This is a genomic window from Bacillus cereus, assembly GCF_002577405.1.
In the GTDB taxonomy this organism is placed as follows: domain Bacteria; phylum Bacillota; class Bacilli; order Bacillales; family Bacillaceae_G; genus Bacillus_A; species Bacillus_A cereus_AU.
Genome location: NZ_NULR01000019.1, coordinates 71999 through 97515, shown reverse-complemented (window position 1 = coordinate 97515; position 25517 = coordinate 71999). Strand labels below are relative to the sequence as shown.

The following is a 25517-nucleotide window of genomic DNA, read 5'->3' as shown; positions in this document are numbered from 1 at the left end:
AATTAAAATTTGCTTGCTACTTTAGCAGCTTCTTCAAGACCTGCTGCAATGATTTCTTCTGCTTTGTCTGGGAATTGGTTATGACCTTCAATAACGATTGTTTCCATGTTTGTTGCACCGAAGAAGCCCATCATGCTTGCTACATATTTAACAGCCATTTCAACTTCTGCTGCTGGGCCTTCAGAATATACGCCGCCGCGTGCATTTAATAATGCAATTTTCTTATCTCCGATTAGACCAACTGGACCTTCTGGCGTATATTTAAACGTTTTACCAGCACGGTTTAAATAATCAATATACGTGTGTAGTACTGCTGGAATCGTTAAGTTCCATAACGGGAAACCAAAAACAACTTTATCAGCTTCTAGGAATTGATTTAAATACTTATCAGCAACTGCTACTGCTTTTGCTTCTTCTTCTGTTAAATCAAATCCTTTACCTGCTTTGAATGTACCGTTAATCATGTCTACGCCTACATATGGTAATTCTTCTTTATATAAATCAAGTTCTACTACTGTATCATTTGGATGTGCTTCTTTGTAATTTGCTAAAAATGCCTCGTATAATTTCACACTTACTGCTTGTTCCGCTGGGCGGTTGTTCGCTTTTACGAATAAAACTGTTGCCATTATTTTTTCCTCCTACTACTCTCTCTTACATTGTTATATATTACTTACGAAAAAGGATTACTCCCTTGTAATTGTTGTTGCTTACAAATACATTTTATCTTGATATCAAAGTAATTTCGTCCTCACATAGGCGTATTTTTCCATAAAAAAAGTCCACCTCCTAAAGGCGAACTAGGTCTTACGACTTTCGTCTTATACAATCCCATTCTTCACTGCATATAATGCTGCTTGTGTGCGATCGGATAAGTTTAATTTACTCAAAATACTGCTTACATGCGCTTTAACCGTTTTTTCTGTAATAACTAAAACAGAAGCGATTTCTTTATTGCTCATTCCCTTTGCTAACAACTGTAACACTTCGTTTTCTCTTGCCGTTAATACATCTACATGAATGAGATTTTCCGCTTCTTTCTCTTCCTCTGGTAATGTTTGAGAAAGAAGTGCATTTGCTATATCAGGATGTAATTGAATATTACCTTTGTACGCGCTTCGAATAGCTTCAACAAGTTGATCTGGTTCTACATCTTTTAAAATATAACCACTTGCCCCTGCCTTCAATGCTGGCAGTACATGTGCTTGATCAGAAAAGCTAGTTAATACTATCACTTTCACATTCGGATATTCTTTTTTTATGCACGCTGTTGCCTCAACGCCATCCATTTCGGGCATATATAAATCCATTAGTACAACATCAGGGTTTGTTTCTCCCACTTTCACCAACGCTTCTTTTCCGTTATTTGCTTCTCCGACTAACTCTAGATCTTCCTGTGTACTTAAGAAAAATGCTAATCCTTTTAGAACAACTGTATGATCATCAACTAACAATACTTTTATTTTCACAAACTTCCCTCATTTTCACATCATAATGGCACATTTACTTGTATACTCGTTCGTTTTTTTTCACTTACAATTTTAATTGTTCCACCAATCAATTCTACTCTTTCACGCATCGTTGTCATGCCAAGTGACTTCTTCTCTTTTATGTCTTTTTCTCTAAACCCATTGCCTTGATCTACTATTTCTAACGATACATGTTTCTCAGTCACTTTAAAATAAATCGTCGCTTCTTTTATACCCGCATGCTTACTTACATTGTTTAGCGCTTCTTGCCCAATACGCCATAATGTTTCTTCTACCACACGTGGTAAATCGCGAACACCTGTAACTTGTTCCCTAATTTTCAATCCTAAATTTTCACCGTACTGCTTTAAAGCTGGTAATAACCCTTTCTCTAACCCCGCCGGACGAAGCTGCCAGATTAATGTCCTCATCTCTTTTAAAGCCCCTTGCGCCAGTTCACGCATCTCATGCAAAGATCCATCTACCTTTTCATTTTGACCTTTTAAAACCGCTTCAGCGCCTTTCGTCATAAAGGTTAATGAAAATAATTTTTGTGAAACTGAGTCATGTAAATCCCTTGCTAACCGATTTCTTTCTTCCATTCGTACAAGTTCACGTCGTTGCTCATTTAATCTTAAATTCTCTATTATTAACGAAATATGATTCGATAGAGCTTGGATTACATCTATTGTATTAACATCAAACTCCCCATTATTTGAACTAACACACAAGACACCAAATATATGACTTTGAATATGTATCGGCGTAGCAATAACGGCCCTATTTGGATGTACGCTATGCCCTATTTGACGTTTTAATAAAACAGGCTCATCTTTTTCTAATGCCTTCTTTGCTGCTTCTTTCACATCGTCTTGTAACTCTTCCTGACCATAAGACGCTCGCAAAGATAATTCTGTTTCTTCTCTAATAAAAAACGCCACTTGATTCCATTGAAATACTTCACCTACGTGATTTACCACTTTCTCAGGTAATACATTAAACTTATGAATCGTTTTTAACGCTTGAATAAAACGTTCCAATTTCACATAATAATGTGCTCTTCGCTTTTCATTTTCATATAATTTAGTTCGCTTTAAAGCCGTCCCAATTTGAAAAGCAACGGATTGGAGCAAAACCAATTCTTCTTCTGAAAAATGTGTTTTACCTGGGCTTGCAACATTTAATACCCCAAATTTTTCTCCTCCGGCCTTTAAAGGAACCGTGGCATGATGAAGAATCCCTTCCGTATCTCCCCAATTATATTCGATTGCATTATTAATTCTTTTACATTCAATAATATTAACCGCTCGTTCTAATTTCCCATCTACAAAACCACGTAAACACCAACACTCACCTTCACACATTGGGCGTTTATTTTCATATGTAAGTGCCTCTGGTAACTGATAGTCAATTAGCTTTGTATACCTTCCATTTTCATCTGCAAGAAAAATCCATCCTGTCGTTAAACCTGTTACACTAAGTAATTTTTCTAGGACTGCTTGCAATACATGGTAAGTATCATTTGATGTATTTAGCGTTTCTGCAATTTCTTTTAATATAACTAATTCATTTGTACGATTATCTCGAAACATTCCAAGTCTCCTACATACAAGATTTTAAATCACTTCTCAAGTAAATCATCTACTTTTCACTTTGTACTTATTCGTAACATTGATATAATGGTGAAAACATAGTTTTCATTATATCACTTGAGGGGGCTTTCATAATGACATTAAATAAAGCACTTACAATCGCTGGTTCTGACACAAGTGGCGGTGCTGGTATACAAGCAGATTTAAAAACATTCCAAGAACTTGGCGTATATGGAATGACATCTCTTACGACAATCGTAACAATGGACCCACATAACGGGTGGGCACATAACGTATTCCCAATCGCGGCTTCTACATTAAAGCCACAATTAGAAACAACAATTGAGGGTGTTGGAGTAGATGCTTTAAAAACGGGTATGCTTGGATCAGTAGAAATTATTGAAATGGTTGCTGAAACAATCGAAAAGCACAATTTCAAAAATGTAGTAGTTGATCCTGTTATGGTATGTAAAGGTGCAGACGAAGCATTACATCCTGAAACAAATGATTGCTTACGTGACGTTCTTGTTCCAAAGGCACTAGTTGTAACACCAAACTTATTTGAAGCTTACCAACTAAGTGGTGTGAAAATTAATTCTCTTGAGGACATGAAAGAAGCAGCGAAGAAAATCCATGCTTTAGGTGCAAAATACGTTCTAATTAAAGGCGGAAGTAAGCTTGGTACAGAAACTGCAATCGACGTCCTATATGATGGAACAACATTCGACCTTCTAGAATCAGAAAAAATTGATACGACAAATACACATGGCGCAGGTTGTACATATTCTGCTGCAATTACAGCAGAACTTGCAAAAGGAAAATCTGTGAAAGAAGCAGTAAAAACTGCTAAAGAATTTATCACAGCGGCTATTCGTTACTCATTCAAAATTAACGAATACGTAGGCCCAACTCATCATGGTGCATATCGTAAATTCGTTGTATCAAAAGAACTTGTCTAATATATAAATAAAAACACCCACAGCGTTCATACATTGTCTCTGTGGGTGTTTTTGAATAATCTTTACATCTTCTGGTCATCTTATCTTTAAGATGCAGAATTGACCTGATTTCTACCATTTCTTTTTGAGTAATATAACGCGTCATCGGCTGCTTGAATAAACTGTTCCGTGGATTCTTTATACGCTGAAATCCCTACTGAAACTGTAATTTTTATTTTTGTTCCATTTAACAATTGGAATGAATGTTTTTCAACAGCGTTACGAATTTGTTCCCCAAGACGACTTCCATAAGCTAGTCCCTCCTCCGGTATCAAAAGCACAAACTCCTCTCCACCTTTTCGAAAAACCAAATCCGGAAATGTTGAAATTTCTCGTAAAATACGCCCCATTTGTTTTAACACTTCGTCTCCTGCAAGATGCCCATACGTATCATTTACATACTTAAAATGATCGATATCTATAAGTAGTAAACAAAGTGAATCATTTTTCATGTTCTTATTAACAATATGACGATTCATCTCTAAATCAAACTGCCTTACGTTTCCTAAACCTGTTAATGCATCTATCGTTGCATATTGTCTCATCGTTTGGAATAATTCATTGGATTGCAATACGTAATTTGCGCTTATAAATGTGATATATGCTGCAACACTACTACAAACTAAATATAATGCCACTATAGATATATCCTTAAATAAAATAGAAAGTGGTACTACTAAAATAGATAAACTATATACATTAAACCATATCCATTTTGTAAATATAGAAACTCTCATCCTCCAAATAAAGATAATTCCAATACCTATCAATACAATAGTATAACAGGCCAATTCAGAAGCTAAAGAGTGCTCAGTAAATACTAGCCGAGTAATTAAAATAACAGTAACTGTTATACTACTAGCTATCGGTCCTCCAATTATAATTGCCAAAATAACAGCTAAATAACGTAGATCCAACATAATAGCTTCAATATGTACACCAAAATGCATCAACAGTACACTCAATATTCCTGTGAAAATACCTACCATACATTTCTGCCAAAAAGAGAATCCTTCTTTTAATGGCTTATCTCTTAAAAGCTGACCTCCAATAAAAATAAAGGAAAGAATAATTGTTGTGTTTACAAATAGATCTCTTAACATAAAATAATCTCCCTACTTTTCCATCTATCCCTTTCCTTATTTTATTGTATACGAAATGCCTATAATTCCCAAAGGTTTTTGTTTATTTTTTGCTGTTCCACGTGAAACAGCAAAAAAATAAAAAAGGACGAAAATTCGTCCTTTTTTATTAACAACAGCGTGATATCTTTCCACCTTTTGCGTTAAATCTAGCTTCTTGTGCCTCAGCAAAAAATTGCTTTTGACATACAACCTCTTCTTCTGGATGATGCTTTTTCATATGGGCTACATATGTTTCGTAGCTTGGTACTCCAACAAGTAAACTAATAAATTGTTTCCTTTTTCCCCATACTTGCCGCATTCTTTTAAGCATAGTTCCTCGACTCACTTTCATCTCTAGGAATATATGGCGCCTCTTTTAACGGCATCGGCTTATTTTTTAATACTTGAATCCAAATTCGAAGTGCAGAAATTAATACAGCAATTACAACTATCATAAAAATCCCACAAAGTGCTGCATCAATATAATCATTAAAAATAATTTGTTTCATTTGGGCGACATTTTTAGCTGGCGCTAACACTTTTCCCTCGTCTAATGCTCCCTGAAAAACCTTTGCGTGGGATAAAAATCCTATTTTAGGATTTTCATGAAATAGCTTTTGGTAACCAGCTGTCATTGTTACAATAAGCAAGCCAACAGTTGGAATAAGTGTCACCCAAACATATGCCTTTTTCCCCATTTTGAATAAAATTGTCGTACCAAGTAACAATGCAATACCTGCTAACATTTGGTTTGCAATACCAAAAAGTGGCCATAATGTATTAATTCCACCAAGCGGATCTACTACCCCTTGATATAAGAAATAACCCCATCCTAATACACATAACGTTGTAGCTATTACATTCGCTATTGTAGAATCCGTTTTCGCAAACGGCTTATATACATGCCCTAAAATATCTTGAATCATAAATCGTCCTACACGCGTTCCTGCATCAATTGTTGTTAAAATAAATAACGCTTCAAAGAGAATCGCAAAATGATACCAAAATGCCATCATTGCTGTTCCACCTAATACTTGTGAGAAAATATATGCCATACCTATCGCTAACGTTGGTGCTCCACCTGTACGTGATAAAATTGTTTGCTCTCCAACGTTTACAGCAAGGTCTTTTAATTCATTTGGTGTAATAGCAAATCCCCATGAAGAAATAACTTGAGCTGCCTGCGTTACATCCGTACCGATAAGTGCTGCCGGACTATTAATCGCAAAATAAGTTCCTGGTGTCAATACACAAGCTGCGATCATAGCCATAGCTGCTACAAACGACTCCATTAACATTGCACCATAACCAATCGGCCTTGCATGTCCCTCTTGTTCGATCATTTTTGGCGTCGTACCTGATGAGACGAGAGCATGGAATCCAGACACAGCACCACAGGCAATCGTAATAAATAGGAATGGGAATAAGTTCCCTGAGAAAACAGGACCTGTTCCATCAATAAACTGAGAAACTGCTGGCATTTTTAAATCTGGTGCTACAATTAAAATACCAATTGCTAATCCAAGTATCGTTCCTATTTTTAGAAATGTACTTAAATAATCGCGTGGTGCAAGAAGCATCCAAACTGGTAATGCTGATGCAATGAATCCATATACGATAAGCATAATAGCAATCGTTTCACCACTAAACGTGAACATACTTGCAAGTGTTGGGTTTTCTGCTACATACTGCCCTCCAATAAGAGATAGAATAAGTAGAATAATACCAATTATTGATCCTTCCCCTACACGTCCAGGTCTAATGTAGCGCATGTATACTCCCATTAAAATAGCGATAGGGATTGTTGCTGCGATTGTAAACATTCCCCATGGACTTCCAACAAGCGCCTTTACAACTACTAAAGCTAATACGGCTAATAAAATAATCATAATGCCTAAAATACCTATCATTGCAATTAGCCCTGTAACAGGACCAATCTCATCTTTAATCATTTCACCTAATGATTTACCATTACGTCTCATCGAAGCAAATAGAATGACAAAATCTTGTACAGCTCCAGCGACAACTACCCCAACAATAATCCAAATGGTACCTGGTAAATAGCCCATTTGTGCTGCCAGAATCGGTCCAACTAAAGGCCCTGCCCCAGCAATTGCTGCAAAGTGATGCCCGAATAATACCCACTTATTTGTCGGAACATAATCTTTTCCATCATTTAATGTATGGGCTGGCGTTTGTCGATTATTATCTAAATCAAAAACCTTTCTCGCTATAAATCTACTATAAAATCGATAAGCAACTGCATACACACATACTGCAGCTACTAAGAGCCACACAGCATTAATAGTTTCACCTTGTGATAAAGCTATTACGCCAAAAGCACCTGCTCCTATTGCCGCAATAACTCCCCAAAGTAAGATTGACTTCAATGTCTTCACATACAATCCCCCCAATACTACTTCTTAGTGGAGATTGTACTAAATTTTCTGAATATTTAATTTGAATCCTCCTTATCATGAAGGATTTTTAGTTTATCATGCCAAAATACTCTCACTACCTGCTATAATTCAATTTTATTTCGAAGGCGTTTTACATAATTACGGCTGACTGGAATCGGTTGCTCATCATATCTAGCTAAATACAAATTATACGTGCCATTATAATACGGTTTCAATTCTTGCACATATGACATATTAATTAAATAGCTTTTATGCACACGTAAAAAATCATATGCATTTAGTCGATTTTCTAACTCCTGAAGTGTGTACGTTGAAATATACTGATTATTTGTTGTATAAATTGAAACTGTTTTATTTTCCTTATTCTTACTTACGTATACAATCTCTTCCGGAAAAATATAACGAATTCCCTCTTGACCTTCTATCGGTAGTTTTCGCAAATAACTCTTTGCTCTCTCACCTTGCTCTTTACTCATTCTATATAAGAGAAATTGTAAATCTTCTTCACGAAACGGTCGTAGTAAATAATAAAATGCTTGGAAACGAAAAGCTGTAATGGATTCTTCTATATCTTCACCTATAAAAATAAATTTCGTATAACAATTTACTTCCCGTAATAAACTAGCATATTCAAAACCAGTACCATCTAGTAATTTTGAATTTAAAAAAACAAAATCTGGTGTATGTTTTTTCATCATAAATAACGATTCTGTTCCTGTATTTACTTCAAAACATTCTACATTTCGTATATTTTCAGTAAATTTTTCAGCTAAAATTCTTCGTTCCTCTGCATTTTCCATGATCAGTAAAATTTTCATTTCTTCAACCACCTAATTCTTTTGTCCGTATATCCTGTTGTATACATTCGCTTTTCTAAGAAATAATCCCTTTTTCTTACTATACCATTATTTATCTAAAAAAACAGAAAAAAGGAAACCACCACGGTTTCCTTTTTCCTTTTATATTAACTCCCGTTGCTTCGTTTCTTGTCCAAGTACAATTACAGCAAATGCTCCAATTAAAATTGATCCACAAAAAATCGTAAATATTAGTGATAGTGAAGCTTGTGAAGCAACTAAGTATCCCACTAATAATGGCCCAAGAATACCACCAATACGGCCGAATGCGGCTGCCATCCCTGCACCTGTACCACGAATAATTGTTGGGTACTGTTCAGGTGTATAAGCGTATAATGCACCCCAAGCACCTAAATTAAAGAATGATAGTAACATACCCGCCACGATTAAAACTGTTAGTGAATCCGCAACTCCAAACAAGTAAGCACTGCACGCTGTACCGATTAAATACGTAACTAAAACAAATTTACGACCAAGACGTTCAATAAACCAAGCAGCTGTAAAATACCCTGGAAGCTGAGCTAATGTCATAATAAGTACGTACTGGAAACTTTTTATTAAACTAAACCCTTTTAATACCATTACACTAGGTAACCAAAGGAACATTCCATAATAAGAAAAGACAACACAAAACCATAGGATCCATAGCATAACCGTTGCTTTCCGATATTCGCCAGACCAAACTAACTTTATATTTTCGATAACAGACGGTCTTTTTTCAACCTTTTGGAATCTCGGGGAATCCGGTAAATTCCATCTTAAATATAAAGCGTACAGTGCTGGAGCCGCACTCAATATCATCGCAACTTCCCAACCATATTTCGGAATAACAAAATACGAAATAAGAGCTGCAATTAGCCAGCCACCTGCCCAAAAACTTTCTAATAGCACAACTATTTTGCCGCGTTCATGTGCTTCAACACTCTCTGATACTAGTGTCGAGGCAACCGGAAGCTCTCCGCCAAGTCCCATACCAATTACAAATCGTAACACGAGGAACATCGCGAGTGTTGTCGTTAAAGCCGTTAATCCACTACCGATAGAAAATAATAATAATGTAATAATAAAGACCGATTTTCGCCCTATTTTATCTGATAATATCCCAAAAATAAGTGCCCCTACTGCCATACCAATCGAATTAACACTACCTATCCAGCCCATTTCTTGGCTTGTTAATCCCCAATCTTTTTGCAGTGCTACCATTACAAATGAAAGCATTCCAACATCCATTGCATCAAATAACCATCCAAGCCCCGCTATACCAAGTAGCTTTCGCTTCGAAATTTCTTTTACCTTTCCCACAAGAAGTCCTCCTCACACAGGTGTCTTTACACATCATTTTACATGTGTGAATTGTATAAGTAAAATACTTTCGTATAAAAAATTCTCCTTCATCATTCCCAAAAAGTAAGTTATTTATCCCGCTATTTGCGGGCAGTAAAACTCCCACCTCAAAATCCAGCTGGAGCACAGAAGTTAGTTGGGAACCCCCACTAATTAAAGTTTCACTTTATTAAACATGAACAAATAAAAAAAGTAGCGATGTTTCGCTACTTTTTTGAACGCATTACTTCTTTTAAAAATTCCGCTAATACTAACTGACGACGCCAGCGTGTTGGATTACTACATAATCTATAAAACCATTCTAAGTTAATAGCTTGAATCCATTTTGGCGCACGTTTTACCTCTCCAGCCCATACGTCTAAACTTCCACCTACTCCAACAGCCATTTTCGTTTCTAAACGATGCTTATTAGTTTGGATAAAGTTCTCTTGTCTTGGGAAGCCAAGCGCAACAAGTAGTAGATCTGGTTTTGCTTCTCGAATACGAGAAACAATATTCTCCTCTTCTTCTTGTTTAAAATACCCATCTTGTGTACCCACAATAGATACCACCGAATACGTCTTCGTTAAATGATCTGCTGCAGCTTGTACAACATGCGGTTTTGCCCCTAATAAGAAAACAGATACTGGTTTATTCTCTTCTGATAACTTCGCAAATAAGTTACACATTAAATCAAAACCTGCTACACGTTCTTTTAAAGGGGTACCAAGCATACCACTTGCTTTTACAACTCCAATACCATCAGGTGTAATTAAATCTGTATTTAATAATGTTTCATGGAACTTTTCATCCTTTTTGGCGCACATAACAATTTCAGGGTTTGCTGTTACTACCTGAAAAGTATGAGTTTGCTCCACTTCTAGTTGTTTCGTTAAATATTGGACCGTTTCATCCATCGTCATTGTAGAGAAAGGAACACCTAGAATATCAACCTTTTGTACTTCCATAATTAACTATCCTCTCTATTTCAGTAAAAGTTTTTTATATGCATTACGAGTATCTTCATACAAATTCTTTAGCGAAAAATGAGTAAATGCGTGATTATATAAACGATTTCCCATCGCTTCTAATTCATTATTCAACCATTTTTCATAAGCATTTTCTAATGCGCTTGCTAACGAATCTACATCACCAATTGGTACAATCCAGCCATACGTATCATCAACTATTAACTTGCTCATGTCACCAACATTTGTTGCAATAGATGTTAAGCGTTGATTCGCCGCTTCTAATAAAACGAGAGGGAAACTTTCACTATAAGAGGTTAACAAATTAATGTGCGCAGATGCATATAATTCTTTCGAATCTGTACGAAAACCTAGAAAAATCACCTTATCCTCTAAGCCTTTTTGTTTCACCATCTCTTTTAATTCTGCTTCTATAGGTCCATCACCAAGCAAGAGCACCTTTATATTTGGAATTTTAGTTTTTTGTAACGCTTCAAATAAAATGTTATGACCTTTAACAGGATGAAGACGCGCCACTTGAATGGCTGTAAATACTCCTTCGTCGATGCCAAATTCACTCTTATCATAAGGTTTTGCTGGAGTATTATCATACTCAATTCCATTATAAACCGTACAAATCTTCTCTTCTGGTACACCAAGTTTTATTATATTTTCCTTGAAGTTTTCCGTAATTGCAAAGAACAAATCTACCTTTTTGAAAGAGCGTAAATTTAACTTCGTAAATACCCATCCTTTTAATCCTCTCTTCATAAAATCCAAAGTTGGATCACTGTGGACAGTCATTATCCATTTCGCTTTTATACCTTTTTTCAAGAGGGAGAGATAGAAATTTGCTCGTGCGCCATGTGTATGCACAATGTCAAATTGATTCTTATTAATAAATGACTTTATTTTTGAAAGAATTGATAGGTCGTACCGAGATGATTGAGTAAAAACATGTACTTGAATACCAAGGGCCCTCGCCTCCCTCGCAATCGCACCTTCTTCAAATACCATTAATTCCACTTCTTCCTTTGAAAATTGAGATAAAAGTGAAATAATATGTGTTTTTCCCCCACCTTCTTCTGCACCAGCATTCATATGCAACACTTTCATTTCTTACATCCCCCATTTTTCTTTTTATTTACTATAACAAAATAAAAGCTAACATATGCTAGCTTTTATTTTTCTATCATTCAATTTCCAAATCAACTATTAAATATGCCATGATTAATACTAAGTAGAAACTCACTCCAGGTGCCATTAAAATATGACCAGCCATAAATGAAATACCTAATCCGAGAAGTATTGCTGCAATCACCATTGCATATTTCACTGTGAATATTTGTCTAAATTTAGTAAATACACATACAATAAATTTAATACCAAAGTATATGAATGGGACTATAAGTAAAATGAACCCTATGATTCCGAAAGAATAGAACCAATCGTGGAAATCACGTTCAATTAATTTCGGCTGTTCTTTATAGTTACCAGCATAACCCATTCCTAATAATTTTTGAGACATTGGGGCTTCATTATAAAAATCTTTATACATCTGTTCAAATAATTGACGCCCACTGAAAATAATAGCTTGCGTTTCTTCTTTTTTCTCCGCTACTTTTTCTTTTTCCTTCTCTTTTTCCTTTTCTTGCGCTGTTACAGGAGGTTTGTGCTCTTTAGCTGCCTCTTTCTTTTTCTCTTCCTTTTTCGCACTCTGTTCTTGTTCAATTAATTGGACGTGGAATCCCATATTTTTCATAAATGGTGAAAAAGGTGTATATGCCAATATGCCTACAAATACAGTCATTGCAATAAAACCATTTAATAAATAGACATTTTTCTTTCCATCTTTGCGTTGTGTAAATGCCTGAATAAAGCACATAACAACTGCGATAGCCATTGATCCAAAGATTGCGCCTACGCCAACCTTTGTCCCAATTGCAAATAATGAATAAACAACTAAAATTGAAGGAATCCAATAGTACACTTTACCTATACTTTTTGTTTTTTCAATTGAGTACAAAATAACAATTGGACACATAATTGCTAAGATAGATCCTAGCTCGTTACCGGCATAAAACCAACCGCGTGATCCGAGCTTCACCCATTCGTAACTATTATAATCTGTTCCAGTAGTAATTGAAGCTACCATTACTACCCCTATAATTAGCGATGCATACGTAATATAATCTCGCATTTTTGAATGGCTTTTTTCTTTTAAAGACTTAAAAACAAACACATAGCAAGTAAGCATAACAAACGGATATAAAGCTTTTGCTATAAATTTAATTTCTTCTGTAAGTACCATAGGATCTTTTGTGAATTTATTATTTATCAATCCGATGGTGAAAACTATTCCCACTAGGATTATATACGATATATATTTTATATTTCCCTTGTTCTTTGTTTGAATTAAAATATATATTCCACTTAGAACCATAACGAATAAGCGTGTAATAACTCCAATAGTCGTATCAATTTTTAAAACCATGATACAGAATGCTGTGAGCAAATCTAAAATTGGTTGCAACAAAATAAAGATTAGTAGAAAATTTTCAAATTTATTACTTTTACCATTTTCGCTTAACATCTAGAACCTCCATAACTATTACCTAATTTCAATCTATATAGTTAATATTTTTTCTCATCTCAAATATTTATTATAACATATATTTTTTAATTAAACGTCTCACATTTCTACCCAATCTTACCTTATAAAAAAAAAGAAAATTTGTATTTCCAAGCGCTTTCTTTCCTCATTTTTTCTTTTTTTCTACATGTAACGAAAATGCATTGTTATTTACATAACTTTAGTGTATATTTTTTCTCTGGAACATCTTTAGGAGGAAGGGATTACAGCCATGTTATTAATCGACATATTTACGTTTCTTGGCATTATCGCCGCTGCTATTTCTGGTACATTAGTTGGTTTAAAAAAAGATTTAGATTTATTCGGTGTCCTTTGTTTAGCTGTAGTTACTGCGCTCGGCGGCGGTATTATTCGTGATATTATGATCGGTAACCTGCCTCCTGTCGCATTTGTAAAACCTATTTACTTTTTCGTAAGCGTATTATCAGCATTATTTACTTGTATGTTTTTTGAACGTATTAATAAACTTCAAGTCGTTATTATGCTTTCCGATGCTGTTGGCTTAGGTGTTTTTACAGCTATTGGTGCAAATGCGGCAATGTCCCATCACGTTGACGCCTCATTTTTAGTAGTTTCAATGGGAGTCATTACAGGTATTGGAGGCGGTATTTTGCGTGACATTTGCGCTCAAGATATCCCTTACGTATTCCGAAAAGAGATTTATGCAATCGCTTCTATCTTAGGAGCAATTAGTTTCCTAATCACATATGCAATGGGGGCGCACGTATTAGCTTTCTATGTTTGCTTATTAGTAACATTCGTTATTCGTGTCGTCACTGTAATATATAATGTACATTTTCCAGTTTTCTTTAAAACACATGCTAAGATTAATAAAGGCCATTAAGAGAATCCTACATAGGATTCTCTTAATTTATATATTATTCTACACACTAATGTAGAGTAATTGTATATAAATATATATAATTATATAATAACTAAAAATGAAAACGTTTTACAAACAGGGGGAAGAACGATGCTTGGGGTTTTTAAAAAACATAGTAATAAAACAAACGCCAGTATAATTGAATTAAGTAAGGACCAACAAATAATTTTTAACGTACCTGCTAATTCTGAACTGAAAATTCAAATGGAAATGCTACATATTTCAAAAGAAGATTTACAAATTGTAAAAGTACTACAGCCTTTTATTTATGCGGAAATAGATTGGATTACGGAAAAGTTCTATGCCAATATTACAAAACAACCTAATTTAATTACCGTTATTGAACGTTACAGCTCTATTCCAAAACTAAAACAAACTTTAAAAACACATATAAAAGAATTATTTAGTGGAAATATGCACGAAGATTTTATTGAACAACGTGTGAGAATTGCCAAAAGGCATGTACAAATTGGTTTACATAGAAAGTGGTATACTGCTGCTTATCAAGAATTATTCCGCTCTATCCTGAAGATTTTGCAAACAAAAATTTCAACAATCGAGGATTTTTCTTATTCTATAAACGTAATAAATAAATTATTCACCCTCGAACAAGAACTTGTTCTTGCGGCTTATGAATCTGAATATGAAAGAATACAAAAAGAACATGAAAAAGAAAAAGAAATAACAGCTATGACAATTACGCATATCGCAACAGAACTAGCATCTGTATCTGAAAAAACAAGCTCTTCTATTCAAAAATTAACCGCTAAATCTGAAACTATTGTAGAAATTGCCAAAACAGGTACATCATTAGCTACAACATCGGAAGAAAAAGCGAATAAAGGTAAAGAACAATTAAATCAGCAAAACAAACGAATGGAATACATTCAAACAAATATGGAAACTATCATTACAGATACTCATGAACTTCTCGATATTTCTAACAAAATTAACGAAATTATAGATATCGTAAAATCAATTGCGGAGCAAACAAATTTACTCGCATTAAATGCTGCTATTGAATCTGCACGTGCTGGAGAATTTGGTAAAGGTTTTTCCGTTGTAGCTGGAGAAATCCGAAAATTATCAGAGCAAACAAAAGAATCTATATTCAACGTTACAAAGCTTGTTGAAAAAACAAATGAACAGATTATCCGTGTCTCTTCTTCTGTGAAGCAAATTAGCTCTCTCGTATCTGAAGGAACAGATAGTATGTACGCGACAGATCAATACTTCCAAGAAATCGTAAACGACATGTCTAAATCGAAAGAACAGAATAAAAAAATCGAAACTGAGTTAGAAACTATTTCACAAGTAATGAAAGACATTCAAGACGATTCCTCACAAATGGCTCTAACGGCCGATAGTTTACAACTAGAACTAAATCGATAAGGTGAAATTTAAGTCAGTGGTGATTATCAATCTTCACTGACTACAAATTTTCATCATCTAGCAAAAAAAAGAATCCAAAACGGATTCTTTTTATTTTCTGAAGAATATTTTTTGACAGTAAACATAAATCATATAAACACCAAAACTTTGCAAAATAAACAATGCCGGCATAATAATATTATAATATGCCACATCTACTTGGAATAACCTTAATAATACATATCCGCTAATTAGCAATACGAACAACATATATCCTTCATTTTGTTGTTTTTTAATAAGGAAGTGCAATAAGGCTATAGCCATAAATAACGTTACAGCTATATATATAAGCTTTTCACATTTGAACAGAATAGAATTTGTTCCCTCGTTTGAAAACTGATTCATTACTGGTTTTAAAGTTTTAAATCTTTCTCCCTCAATCTCTTTTAACTTTTGATCAATATGCTCTGTTACACTTTGATTTTTCGGTATTTTTTCCTCACCTTGAGTTTTTCCGATTAAGACAGATTGAACATACGTCTCGTTCGAAATCGTATATTGTGACATTCCCATTGTATTAATCCCGTAACTCACACCAAAATGAACGCTATAAAACAGAATAAGGATCCCTATCATCTTTAATAGCACTTTTTGTTTCGTTGCCGATTGAAAGAGTTCAATTAACAACACATATACGGTGATAAAAATAGGGAGAAATAATCCCATTGGCAAAATCATATTGCTAAATGCAAATAAAATCGCTGAAAGCACCCACATATAAGGATGATCCAATCCTTTATATAAGAGTATGTAACAAGCAAAATAAAATAAAAATATTGCAAGTGATTCTGGCGTTAATAAGGAACTCATAAATATATTTGGAATATATAAAGCGTAAAATACAGACGCAATGCGACCACACTCTTCCCCAAAAACCATAGTTGCAATACGATAAATAAAAAATGCAGTCCCCGCGCAGAGCAAAACATTAAATAATTGCAATGCGAATACTGTATCGCCAAATATACGAATAATAATTGATTCATAAATAATAAAAGGCAACTGCGCTACATTCTCTACGTTATTGCCAATTGCAATCTGTTTAGCAGACTCAAACATAGCTTTCATATCACCGATTATCGGAACATCTACAAATAGAACCACACTAAGTCTCGCAACTATAGATATACTTAAAAGAAAAATAAGAAATTGTTTATCTGTAAAACGATACTGTAAAATCGATGCCACTAACAGCATAAGAATAACAAAAATCACCATTACGATTATTACACTTGTTGTATTTCCTCCAAAAAATTGCTTACTTGCTTCAAACGCTGACCAACAACTATACACAAAAAATGCGAGCATTGCACCGATCATTATTTTACTGAAGAAAGATGAAAAATTTGTTTGTATATGATTCATATGTCCATTGCACCTCTATTTCCATTCATAACAAAACGATTCTATCATGAATAGGTACAAGGCTGATAGGGAATTTCTATGACAAATACAGAGTCATTACTTTTTCACTTGCAATGTAAGCGAATCCTCTTTTACACTACATTTTAGATATGATAAATGTTCTTTCAGTTACATGCATACAAATACAGAATTTTTAATAATCCTCTTCTGGAATTCTTTACTTCATTAAATATCTATTGATTTTTAATAATTTTGTACGCCACTTACAATACATGTCATTCTGATTGAAAACAGAAAATAGGGGCTGAATATATGGAAAAGAAATTCATGCGAGAATCAAAAGCAATTAAAACAACACGTGTTTTTCCTAATGATTTAAATAATCATCAAACACTTTTCGGAGGGAAATTATTAGCAGAAATTGATAGTATTGCCTCAATTGCGGCTGCAAGACATAGCCGTAAGCATTGCGTAACAGCATCTATCGATTCGGTTGATTTTTTAACTCCAATTCACCAAGCAGATTCTGTTTGTTATGAAGCGTTCGTATGTTACACGGGGAAATCTTCAATGGAAGTTTTCGTAAAAGTAATTGCAGAGAACTTATTAACAGGCGAACGTAGAATAGCTGCAACATGCTTCATTACATTCGTTGCATTAAAAGACGGAAAACCTTCATCTGTTCCACAAGTACTTCCTGAAACTGAAGAGGAACATTGGCTACACACAACTGGTTCGGAACGCGCCGAAAATAGGAAAAAAGGGCGGTTAAAAAGTAAGGAAATGGCCGAAGTACTAACTTTAAGTAAACCTTGGAGTGTATAATTTTTCACTATAAAAACATCTCCTGAGCGAATAGCTATCATGTATTCGCTCATTTTTTATACACAATTCTAGCCCTTCATACAACCGTCACTACTTTTCACACATATTATGTAATATTTTTATACATATCTATTCACCACTAACCCTTTCTAATTTAATACCCCTCATTTATAATACGGTTCTATCCCATCAATAGTTGCTTTACAAAGTTTATGTAGGGTACACTTATACGGGTGGTCAACAAAACAATTTAACGATTTGTAAATCGTGTAGAAAACACCTTACACTTCATTATATTGAAAGAATTAACTCTAGTTAAAAAAACTCCATATGACATAGCAAGTATTTTAATTAAGCTGGATTATTTTAATGGAAAGGTGAAATTATGCAGAAATCAATTGCTTCAAATATTTTTTATAAAATACTGCTCAACACGTTTAATATTATACTTCCAATTTTAGTTGGTCCATACGCATATCGAACGTTAGGAGCAAATTCAATAGGAACCGTTAACGTTGCCGAAACCTTTTTTAATTACTTTTTCGTGTTCGCCGTATTTGGTGTATATCAATATGGTCTACGTGAAATTAGCTTAATTAAAAATGATAAAAGAAAAGTTTCTAAGTTATTTACAAGTCTCTATGTAATTAATTTTACAACTAGTATTTTGGCTTTATTAGCTTTTTTACTTTTTAGTTATATTGGATACGGACATGAAAGTTTATTTCCTGTTCTTCTTATTTTCGGTTTCAATTTTATTTCTAACATGTTTTATGTGGAATGGTTCAATGAGGCATATGAAAATTATGACTTCATCACTAAAAAAACAGTTATCGTTCGATTAATCTATGTTGTGCTTCTTTTCTCTTTCGTTCATGGGGTCGACGATTATAAAACATTTGCTGGTTTATTAGTATTATCGACATTTTTAAATCACTCCATTAGTTTTGTATATGTGAAACGCCAAGTTAAATTTGATTTTTCGGACTTAACTATTATTCCTCATTTAAAACCGTTACTATTAGTCTTGATTTTTTCAAATGCTAATATTTTATATACTCAATTAGATCGTCTTGTTTTAGGGGTATATGTTGGAAAGGTAGAAGTCGCATACTACGTAATGGCTTTTCAAATTATGACCATTATTAATACACTTATGTTAAGTGTTGTACAAGTAACGGTTCCAAGGCTGTCTTATTTATCAGGAAATGCATCTGAAATGGAGTATGAATCGTTATTAAACAAAATTTCAAAAGTATATTTCATTACCCTATTTCCCGCCGCAATCGGTTTAATGCTCATTGCTCATGGAGCCGTTGTTATTTATGGTGGACAAGAATTTGCTAAGGCTGGTGATACATTAATTGTTTTTGCTTTTTATATGATTACAGTTGGTATCGAGTCCATTTTATCGAATCAAATTATCTATGTGAAAAAGAAAGAAAGTATTTTAGTGCGATTTTTATTTATTTGCGGATTTATCAACTTAGCGTCTAATATTGCACTAATATTCTTCCATATACTTACGCCAACAACGGCAATTTTCACAACAACAATTGCGAATTGTTTCTTAATCACATTCGAATATATTTATGTGAAAAAGAAATTAAAAGTGAACTATACGTTATTCGATATACACAAACTTAAATATCTATTTTATTCACTAACATTTGTACCGATAGCATTCGTTATTAAAATGATTGTATCTGGGCAAATACTACAAGTTGTCTTAGTGATAATAACATGTGGATTAACATATGCCCTTATCCTCTTTATAACAAAGGATGAAATTCTCTTTTCACTACTCGAAAAGATACTAGCTCGGTTCAAAAAAGCTTAAACGCAATCTCTAAAAGGAGCTGTTAAACTTGAAATTTTCTTTAATCATGGCTACTTGTGGCAGACGTGATGATATTCTTGACTTACTAAAATCACTTGAGCAACAAACTTACAAAAACTTCGAACTTATCGTAGTAGATCAAAACGATACTCCAATCTCTGATCTATTCGATGCATATAAAGATAAATTTTCTATTAACTACATTTATACGCCTATTAAAGGATTATCGAGAGCTCGAAATGCTGGCTTAAAAGTAGCAAATGGCGATTTCATCGCTTTTCCAGATGATGATTGTATTTATGAAACAAATGTTTTAGAAAGTATATTAGAAACATTTAACTCTAATACAGATGTTCATTTTATATCAACAAACACTACAAATGTTGAAGGAACGGGTTCTTTAATACACGCACCAAATACAGACATTATTCTAAATAATAAATATGGGTTTATGGGACCTTCTTTCACGCTATTCTTCACAAAACAATTTGTACAAGATGTAGGTACATTTGATGAAGATTTAGGTGTTGGTTCTGGAACAATTTATGGAGCTGGTGAAGAAACTGACTTTGTACTGCGCGGTATGCAAAAAAAGTACACTGGTTTATTTAGAAAAGATTTGTTCGTATACCATCCTGTAAAAGAAGAAATTATCAATGAGCAATCATTAAAACGTGCTATTTCTTATGCTGGTGGTTTTGGCAGGGTCATTCGCTTACATTATGGATTCCCTTATTTCTTACGTGCTGTCGCTGCGGCAACATTCCGCATGACACAAAACATTTCCAACGATAAGCGTAAATTCCACGCGAATCGCTTACGCGGGATTGTTCGTGGATATTTAAAATAAAGAATAGGGTGTAACCACTTTTATTAAATGGTTACACCCTATTTTTTATTTCCCTTGCATCGATAAAATGGTTTCCTTTAATCCTTCATAGTAAGGTGTTTTCGGTACTTGCCCAATAAACTTTTCATATTTTTCTCCATTTAACACCACTGGTTTTTCTGTCAAATATAGCATTTCTACATATTCTTTCATCTGCTTATCAAATAAACCAATTAACTTTATCATACCTCTTTTAACGTTCATTACTCGCCTTGTATATCCCGTTAATTCACGTATATGTTGAATCATCTCTTCTCCGGTAATAACGCCACATCCTGGTATGTTCCAATGTTGCCCATAAGCCTCATCATGTAACGATAATTCCACCATTGCCTTCGCACCATCTGGTGTAAAAATATATTCACGTGCAATTCTCTTATCTCCAACAAAACTAGACATTTTATTTGCAAGCACGCCATTTAAAGTATGATGAACGAGTGTGCTTTCTGCTTTTGGACCGTAAAAATCAGGGAAATGAGCGATAAACATTTGGACACCACTCTGCTCTGCCATCATTTCAAGTTGCAATCTAATTTTTCCTTTCTTCGTATGAGGCTTCTTTTCATCATCTTCTTTAACAAGTCTTTGATTTTGCCTTCCATATGCATAAATATTATCAACGATCCCTAACTTAATATCGTTCTCTTTTGTTACTTCTAATATATTTCTTAATAATTTAGGTTGTTTTTCTTCCCAATCTGAATATGGAATATTTACAGCATGGAATATAGCATCCACACCTTTCACTGCATCTAGGATGTCTGCTTTTACAAATACATCTCCTGCTACTGTTTGTATATTTTCTTCTCCTTGAAATAAATCTTCCAACTTCCCCTTATTCCTTGCAAAAGCCACCACATCAATCCCTCTATTACATAGCTCTTTTGTAATTGCATATCCCATTGATCCAGATGCTCCCAGTACTAACGCTTTTCTCATCATAATTCCCCCCTTTAATTAATTAACCACCGTTCAATTAATAACAAAAAGAAAATCACTTATATTAGAAGCGATTTTGAAATAAATTCTACATGTACTTGGGCTAACCCCTTTAACTCGTCAAACGTTTGCCCACTTCCGCAATAATGTGCTACAAACCCATGTAATGATAAAAAGACAGACCATATTATCATTGCATTTATGTTTTTATTACATAAAGAAGAGACGACCTTTGCAAATTTTTCATAACTAACATTTGGACCGTCTGCTAAACATTCCTTTAACTCATCATCTTTAATTAAAAACATAATTTCATAATGACTTTGATTTTTCAAACCAAACTCTATAAAGCCAAATAAAACAGCTTTTAATTGCTCCTCTTGAGATAAATTTCTTTTACTAATTTCATCTAATTTTTCATTTAGCAATTGAAAGTCTTGTTCTACCATCGCATAAAAAAGTTCAGCTTTATTTTTAAAATGGTAATAAATTGAACCATGGCTATATCCTAGTTCCATCGCAATTTTACGCATTGAAGTGTGTTGATAGCCTTGTTGTACAAATAAATCTCTTGCTACGTTCATAATCATTTCTCTTGTTAACTCTTGTTTGACTGCTCTTCTTGGCGACATATTTTATACCTCACGATTTAATTAACCACTGTTCAATTATTATTATATATTTTTTACAAAATAATGCAACTTCTTATTTTCAAAAATATACATTTTTGAAATGATAGCATTATATCAAAGAATTTAGTATCATGATTCAAGACACTATTTAGAATTGAACGGAGGACATTATGAGCTTATTAACTGTTGAAAAATTAGGCCATACATTTGGTGATCGTACATTATTTAAAGATGTATCCATGCGCTTACTCGCAGGAGAACATGTTGGATTAGTTGGAGCAAACGGTGTTGGTAAATCAACATTTATGAATATAATTACTGGTCAACTTATCCATGATGAAGGCCGTGTTGAATGGACACCTGGTACAAATTACGGTTACTTAGACCAGCATACAATTTTAACACCTGGTCGCACAATTCGTGACGTATTAGCAGATGCGTTTTTACCTTTATTTGAAAAAGAAAAAGCTTTAAATGAAGTTACAGAAAAAATGGGAACTGCTACACCGGAAGAATTAGAGGAACTTCTTGAGCAAATGGCAGAAATTCAAGATGCTCTTGAAGCAGGTGGTTTCTATTTATTAGATATGAAAATTGAAGAAGCAGCGCGTGGCCTTGGAATTGACGCAATTGGTTTAGATCGTGATGTTGCTGCATTAAGTGGTGGACAACGTACAAAAGTATTACTTGCAAAGTTACTACTTGAGCAACCAGAAGTATTACTATTAGATGAGCCTACCAACTATTTAGACGTTGAACATATTCATTGGTTAACAAATTATTTAAAAGAATATCCACACGCATTCCTATTAATTTCCCATGATACGGAATTTATGAATAAATGTGTCGATGTTATTTTCCATCTAGAATTCACAAAGATGACGCGTTATACAGCGACATATGAAAAATTCCTAGAGCTAGCGGAAATTAATAAAAATCAACATATTAATGCTTATGAAAAACAAAAAGAGTTTATAAAAAAACAAGAAGATTTTATTGCGAAGAATAAAGCACGCTACTCAACGACAGGTCGTGCAAAGAGTCGTCAAAAACAACTCGATCGTATGGAACGTATTGATCGTCCTGAAACAGCAATTAAACCTGAATTCTCGTTTAAAGAAAGTCGCGCAAGTAGCCGATTCGTCTTTGAAGGAGAAAATGTAGAAATTGGATATACACACCCGTTATTACCAAAATTAACAATGACAATTGAACGCGGTGAAAAAATTGCAATTGTTGGATGTAATGGCGTAGGTAAGTCAACACTATTAAAGACGATTCTAGGTAAAATCAAACCATTAAGCGGAAAAACAAGTCTTGGTGATTTCTTAAACCCATCATACTTCGAGCAAGAAGTGAAAGCTGATAATATAACACCAATTGATGATGTTTGGAATACATTCCCTAGCTTAGATCAGCATCAAATACGTGCAATGTTGGCGAAATGTGGTTTAAAAAACGAACATATCTCTCGTCCTCTGAACCAATTAAGCGGTGGCGAACAGGCAAAAGTTCGTTTATGTAAGCTAATGGGTGAAGAAAGTAACTGGTTACTCTTTGATGAGCCAACAAATCACCTTGATGTTACAGCAAAAGAAGAACTACAAAAAGCAATGAAGGCATATAAAGGAACTATTCTTCTTGTATGTCACGAACCAGAATTTTATAAAGATTGGGTAACAAAAACTTGGGATGTAGAAAAGTGGGCCCAAGAAAACTCTTAATCCCCCAAAATCATCCCTTTACACCATCACTTAGTGTGTAAAGGGATTTCCCTTTAAAATAGCCATAAAATTCAATAAGGAGTTTTTATATATAATGCAAAGTACATTTTTTCTAAAACTTAATACATTTTTTGTGAAATGTTTATTAGTACTATGTCTAATTATTTCTGCAGCTATTACATGGCAATCAGTATCTGTGGTTAGAGAACAAGCCGACACTCGTTTACTTATTATAATCCCAAGTATTATTCTAATAGGTCTTCTATTTTTACTAATTGGTTATATCTCCAATAAATACATGTCGAAACTAATATTCACTGTTTCACTTATCGTTTTAGCTTTCTCTATTCGATTAATCTGGGTTCTTAATATCCAAACTCCTGTCGAATCCGATTTTGCTCTGATGTACAATAGTGCTGTGCAAGCGACTAAAGGAGATTTTAGTTTCGCCCAAAGCATATATTATACTTCATGGGTTTATCAACTTGGATTTACAATGTACCAAGCTTTTATTATTAATTTATTTGGTGAAGGAACCTTCCTTCTAAAGCTATTAAATGTATTATATTGCACAGGAACAACATTACTCGTTTACAAAATAACTTCTCATATATTTAATGAGTGGTCCGGACGCGTGGCTGGATTAATATATGCATTATATATCCCAAGTATTGTATTGAGCTCAGTCCTAACGAATCAACACCTTGCGACATTCTTATTTTATCTTGGGTTTTATTTATTAATTACAAAAGGCTTACGCCATAAATATATGTGGATTTTCATAGGAATTTCGCTTTCTTTAGGCGATATCATGCGCCCGCTTGGAGCTATCATCCTAATTGCAGTAACTATTTATGTCTTTTTACAAGGTATGTTAGGAAAATCAAAACAAGATATTTTCACTTCTATAAAAAAACTTTGCGGGATTTTCGTCGTATTTTACCTTGTTCACTACATTATAAGTTATTCATTTATATCTGCTGGAATTACACAATACCCACTATCTAATCGTGATCCTCTCTGGAAATTCACAGTAGGGTTTAATCACGAAACAAAAGGGGGATATTCTGCAGCAGATGCAGAATATATTATGTCCTTTGAGATTGGAGAAGAACGAAAAGCCGCTGAAAAGAAACTGATTCAAGAACGACTAGCTGATCCACAAAAGGTTTTATCTTTATTTGGTGATAAGTTCACACTCATGTGGGCTGATTATGATTCCGCCCCATCATGGAGTCTACTAACACTAGGGAACACAGATAATGATATGATTACTTTACAAGACAGCCTTACGAAATATGAAAAGTATATGTACATTACAGCTATGCTCCTTAGCACAGTAGCACTTCTTTATCTCATATTGACTAAGCAAAACAACACGCATTACACACTATTTTTATTATTAATAATTGGTTACGTAACTGTTCATTTCTTAATCGAATACCAAACAAGATATCGATACTTCATCATTCCTAGCTTTACAATCATTCAAAGCTATGGGCTGTATTTATGCTATCGATTTATATCGAACAGAAAGACCTCAAAAGTATAAAATACAATGAGGATTTAATCATCAAAACAAATT

At 34.1% G+C, this 25517-nt stretch carries 22 protein-coding genes and 1 pseudogene; 9 read left to right on the top strand and 14 right to left on the bottom strand.

Translation table 11 applies throughout. The features are described 5' to 3' along the window. Positions 1 to 2: 2 nt before the first annotated feature. The 3 genes from COC96_RS22310 to COC96_RS22300 form a co-directional block, all read right to left on the bottom strand. Positions 3 to 629, bottom strand: a complete 627-nt coding sequence (locus tag COC96_RS22310; RefSeq protein WP_050844766.1) for an FMN-dependent NADH-azoreductase — start codon at positions 627 to 629, stop codon at positions 3 to 5. 192 nt (positions 630 to 821) lie between these two features. Beyond that, positions 822 to 1469 carry a response regulator gene (locus COC96_RS22305; RefSeq protein WP_098268601.1) on the bottom strand — a complete coding sequence of 216 codons (648 nt, stop codon included), beginning with the start codon at positions 1467 to 1469 and terminating at the stop codon, positions 822 to 824. 20 nt (positions 1470 to 1489) lie between these two features. Further along, entirely contained in the window at positions 1490 to 3061 is a 1572-nt protein-coding gene (locus COC96_RS22300; RefSeq protein ID WP_097902466.1) for a GAF domain-containing sensor histidine kinase, read from the bottom strand. A 134-nt stretch (positions 3062 to 3195) separates the two neighbouring features. Between COC96_RS22300 and pdxK the strand changes: the two genes are divergently transcribed. Continuing rightward, positions 3196 to 4020, top strand: a complete 825-nt coding sequence (gene pdxK / locus COC96_RS22295; RefSeq protein ID WP_098268599.1) for a pyridoxine/pyridoxal/pyridoxamine kinase — start codon at positions 3196 to 3198, stop codon at positions 4018 to 4020. A gap of 86 nt (positions 4021 to 4106) precedes the next feature. On the opposite strand, the gene COC96_RS22290 is transcribed toward pdxK, so the two are convergent. From COC96_RS22290 to COC96_RS22250, 8 genes are all read right to left on the bottom strand, one after another. Beyond that, positions 4107 to 5162: a GGDEF domain-containing protein gene (locus COC96_RS22290; RefSeq protein ID WP_098769383.1), complete on the bottom strand. Its 1056-nt coding sequence runs from the start codon at positions 5160 to 5162 to the stop codon at positions 4107 to 4109. A gap of 148 nt (positions 5163 to 5310) precedes the next feature. Continuing rightward, complete coding sequence (locus tag COC96_RS22285; RefSeq protein ID WP_141436229.1) at positions 5311 to 5514, bottom strand: YbdD/YjiX family protein; 204 nt, start codon at positions 5512 to 5514, stop codon at positions 5311 to 5313. Continuing rightward, positions 5507 to 7582 carry a carbon starvation protein CstA gene (cstA, locus tag COC96_RS22280; RefSeq protein ID WP_097902469.1) on the bottom strand — a complete coding sequence of 692 codons (2076 nt, stop codon included), beginning with the start codon at positions 7580 to 7582 and terminating at the stop codon, positions 5507 to 5509. The genes COC96_RS22285 and cstA overlap by 8 nt, the downstream gene beginning before the upstream one ends. A 122-nt stretch (positions 7583 to 7704) precedes the next feature. Further along, positions 7705 to 8421: a LytR/AlgR family response regulator transcription factor gene (locus COC96_RS22275; RefSeq protein WP_098268597.1), complete on the bottom strand. Its 717-nt coding sequence runs from the start codon at positions 8419 to 8421 to the stop codon at positions 7705 to 7707. Between the two features lie 141 nt (positions 8422 to 8562). Next, entirely contained in the window at positions 8563 to 9762 is a 1200-nt protein-coding gene (locus COC96_RS22270) for an MFS transporter (RefSeq protein ID WP_098268596.1), read from the bottom strand. 248 nt (positions 9763 to 10010) lie between these two features. Next, positions 10011 to 10751: a WecB/TagA/CpsF family glycosyltransferase gene (locus tag COC96_RS22260; protein WP_098769381.1), complete on the bottom strand. Its 741-nt coding sequence runs from the start codon at positions 10749 to 10751 to the stop codon at positions 10011 to 10013. A gap of 15 nt (positions 10752 to 10766) precedes the next feature. Beyond that, complete coding sequence (locus COC96_RS22255; RefSeq protein WP_097902473.1) at positions 10767 to 11867, bottom strand: glycosyltransferase family 4 protein; 1101 nt, start codon at positions 11865 to 11867, stop codon at positions 10767 to 10769. A 76-nt stretch (positions 11868 to 11943) separates the two neighbouring features. Next, complete coding sequence (locus tag COC96_RS22250; RefSeq protein WP_098268593.1) at positions 11944 to 13344, bottom strand: O-antigen ligase family protein; 1401 nt, start codon at positions 13342 to 13344, stop codon at positions 11944 to 11946. Positions 13345 to 13615: 271 nt separating this feature from the next. On the opposite strand from COC96_RS22250, the gene COC96_RS22245 reads away from it, so the two are divergent. The 3 genes and pseudogenes from COC96_RS22245 to COC96_RS28560 all read left to right on the top strand — a co-directional run bounded on the left by COC96_RS22245 (position 13616) and on the right by COC96_RS28560 (position 15679). After that, positions 13616 to 14248 (top strand): trimeric intracellular cation channel family protein, encoded by a 633-nt coding sequence (locus COC96_RS22245; RefSeq protein WP_097902475.1) that lies wholly within the window; start codon positions 13616 to 13618, stop codon positions 14246 to 14248. A gap of 129 nt (positions 14249 to 14377) precedes the next feature. Beyond that, positions 14378 to 14875 (top strand): annotated as a pseudogene (locus tag COC96_RS28565) (protoglobin family protein); the annotation flags it as partial. A 102-nt stretch (positions 14876 to 14977) separates the two neighbouring features. Then, entirely contained in the window at positions 14978 to 15679 is a 702-nt protein-coding gene (locus COC96_RS28560) for a methyl-accepting chemotaxis protein (protein WP_373604891.1), read from the top strand. 90 nt (positions 15680 to 15769) lie between these two features. Here the strand turns inward: COC96_RS28560 and COC96_RS22235 are convergent, their stop codons facing one another. Continuing rightward, complete coding sequence (locus tag COC96_RS22235; RefSeq protein WP_098268591.1) at positions 15770 to 17083, bottom strand: ArnT family glycosyltransferase; 1314 nt, start codon at positions 17081 to 17083, stop codon at positions 15770 to 15772. A 312-nt stretch (positions 17084 to 17395) separates the two neighbouring features. Here COC96_RS22235 and COC96_RS22230 point away from each other — a divergent pair, with 312 nt between their 5' ends. From COC96_RS22230 to COC96_RS22220, 3 genes are all read left to right on the top strand, one after another. Continuing rightward, on the top strand, positions 17396 to 17908 hold the full coding sequence (locus tag COC96_RS22230) for an acyl-CoA thioesterase (RefSeq protein WP_098268590.1): 513 nt from the start codon (positions 17396 to 17398) through the stop codon (positions 17906 to 17908). 385 nt (positions 17909 to 18293) lie between these two features. Next, positions 18294 to 19748 carry an oligosaccharide flippase family protein gene (locus COC96_RS22225; protein WP_098268589.1) on the top strand — a complete coding sequence of 485 codons (1455 nt, stop codon included), beginning with the start codon at positions 18294 to 18296 and terminating at the stop codon, positions 19746 to 19748. A 28-nt stretch (positions 19749 to 19776) separates the two neighbouring features. Then, the gene (locus COC96_RS22220) at positions 19777 to 20598 is read left to right on the top strand and encodes a glycosyltransferase family 2 protein (RefSeq protein WP_098268588.1); all 822 of its coding nucleotides are present in this window, start codon (positions 19777 to 19779) and stop codon (positions 20596 to 20598) included. A 45-nt stretch (positions 20599 to 20643) separates the two neighbouring features. On the opposite strand, the gene COC96_RS22215 is transcribed toward COC96_RS22220, so the two are convergent. Together COC96_RS22215 and COC96_RS22210 are read right to left on the bottom strand one after the other, a co-directional pair. Continuing rightward, entirely contained in the window at positions 20644 to 21576 is a 933-nt protein-coding gene (locus tag COC96_RS22215) for an SDR family NAD(P)-dependent oxidoreductase (protein ID WP_098769377.1), read from the bottom strand. Positions 21577 to 21635: 59 nt separating this feature from the next. Then, complete coding sequence (locus tag COC96_RS22210; protein WP_098268586.1) at positions 21636 to 22208, bottom strand: TetR/AcrR family transcriptional regulator; 573 nt, start codon at positions 22206 to 22208, stop codon at positions 21636 to 21638. 170 nt (positions 22209 to 22378) lie between these two features. Here COC96_RS22210 and COC96_RS22205 point away from each other — a divergent pair, with 170 nt between their 5' ends. Then, positions 22379 to 23932 (top strand): ABC-F family ATP-binding cassette domain-containing protein, encoded by a 1554-nt coding sequence (locus tag COC96_RS22205; RefSeq protein WP_098268585.1) that lies wholly within the window; start codon positions 22379 to 22381, stop codon positions 23930 to 23932. Between the two features lie 94 nt (positions 23933 to 24026). Further along, the gene (locus tag COC96_RS22200; RefSeq protein WP_098769375.1) at positions 24027 to 25484 is read left to right on the top strand and encodes an ArnT family glycosyltransferase; all 1458 of its coding nucleotides are present in this window, start codon (positions 24027 to 24029) and stop codon (positions 25482 to 25484) included. The last annotated feature ends 33 nt before the right edge of the window (positions 25485 to 25517 follow it).

Bases quoted from the DNA above. Each gene is read 5' to 3' on its own strand.
- COC96_RS22205 (WP_098268585.1), top strand. From the start codon at position 22,379: ATGAGCTTATTAACTGTTGAAAAATTAGGCCATACATTTGGTGATCGT.
- COC96_RS22210 (WP_098268586.1), bottom strand. From the start codon at position 22,208: ATGTCGCCAAGAAGAGCAGTCAAACAAGAGTTAACAAGAGAAATGATT.
- COC96_RS22245 (WP_097902475.1), top strand. From the start codon at position 13,616: ATGTTATTAATCGACATATTTACGTTTCTTGGCATTATCGCCGCTGCT.
- COC96_RS22230 (WP_098268590.1), top strand. From the start codon at position 17,396: ATGGAAAAGAAATTCATGCGAGAATCAAAAGCAATTAAAACAACACGT.
- COC96_RS22300 (WP_097902466.1), bottom strand. From the start codon at position 3,061: ATGTTTCGAGATAATCGTACAAATGAATTAGTTATATTAAAAGAAATT.
- COC96_RS22290 (WP_098769383.1), bottom strand. From the start codon at position 5,162: ATGTTAAGAGATCTATTTGTAAACACAACAATTATTCTTTCCTTTATT.
- COC96_RS22235 (WP_098268591.1), bottom strand. From the start codon at position 17,083: ATGAATCATATACAAACAAATTTTTCATCTTTCTTCAGTAAAATAATG.
- COC96_RS22285 (WP_141436229.1), bottom strand. From the start codon at position 5,514: ATGCTTAAAAGAATGCGGCAAGTATGGGGAAAAAGGAAACAATTTATT.
- COC96_RS22225 (WP_098268589.1), top strand. From the start codon at position 18,294: ATGCAGAAATCAATTGCTTCAAATATTTTTTATAAAATACTGCTCAAC.
- COC96_RS22255 (WP_097902473.1), bottom strand. From the start codon at position 11,867: ATGAAAGTGTTGCATATGAATGCTGGTGCAGAAGAAGGTGGGGGAAAA.
- COC96_RS22260 (WP_098769381.1), bottom strand. From the start codon at position 10,751: ATGGAAGTACAAAAGGTTGATATTCTAGGTGTTCCTTTCTCTACAATG.
- COC96_RS28560 (WP_373604891.1), top strand. From the start codon at position 14,978: ATGACAATTACGCATATCGCAACAGAACTAGCATCTGTATCTGAAAAA.
- COC96_RS22310 (WP_050844766.1), bottom strand. From the start codon at position 629: ATGGCAACAGTTTTATTCGTAAAAGCGAACAACCGCCCAGCGGAACAA.
- COC96_RS22215 (WP_098769377.1), bottom strand. From the start codon at position 21,576: ATGAGAAAAGCGTTAGTACTGGGAGCATCTGGATCAATGGGATATGCA.
- COC96_RS22250 (WP_098268593.1), bottom strand. From the start codon at position 13,344: ATGTTAAGCGAAAATGGTAAAAGTAATAAATTTGAAAATTTTCTACTA.
- COC96_RS22275 (WP_098268597.1), bottom strand. From the start codon at position 8,421: ATGAAAATTTTACTGATCATGGAAAATGCAGAGGAACGAAGAATTTTA.
- COC96_RS22200 (WP_098769375.1), top strand. From the start codon at position 24,027: ATGCAAAGTACATTTTTTCTAAAACTTAATACATTTTTTGTGAAATGT.
- pdxK (WP_098268599.1), top strand. From the start codon at position 3,196: ATGACATTAAATAAAGCACTTACAATCGCTGGTTCTGACACAAGTGGC.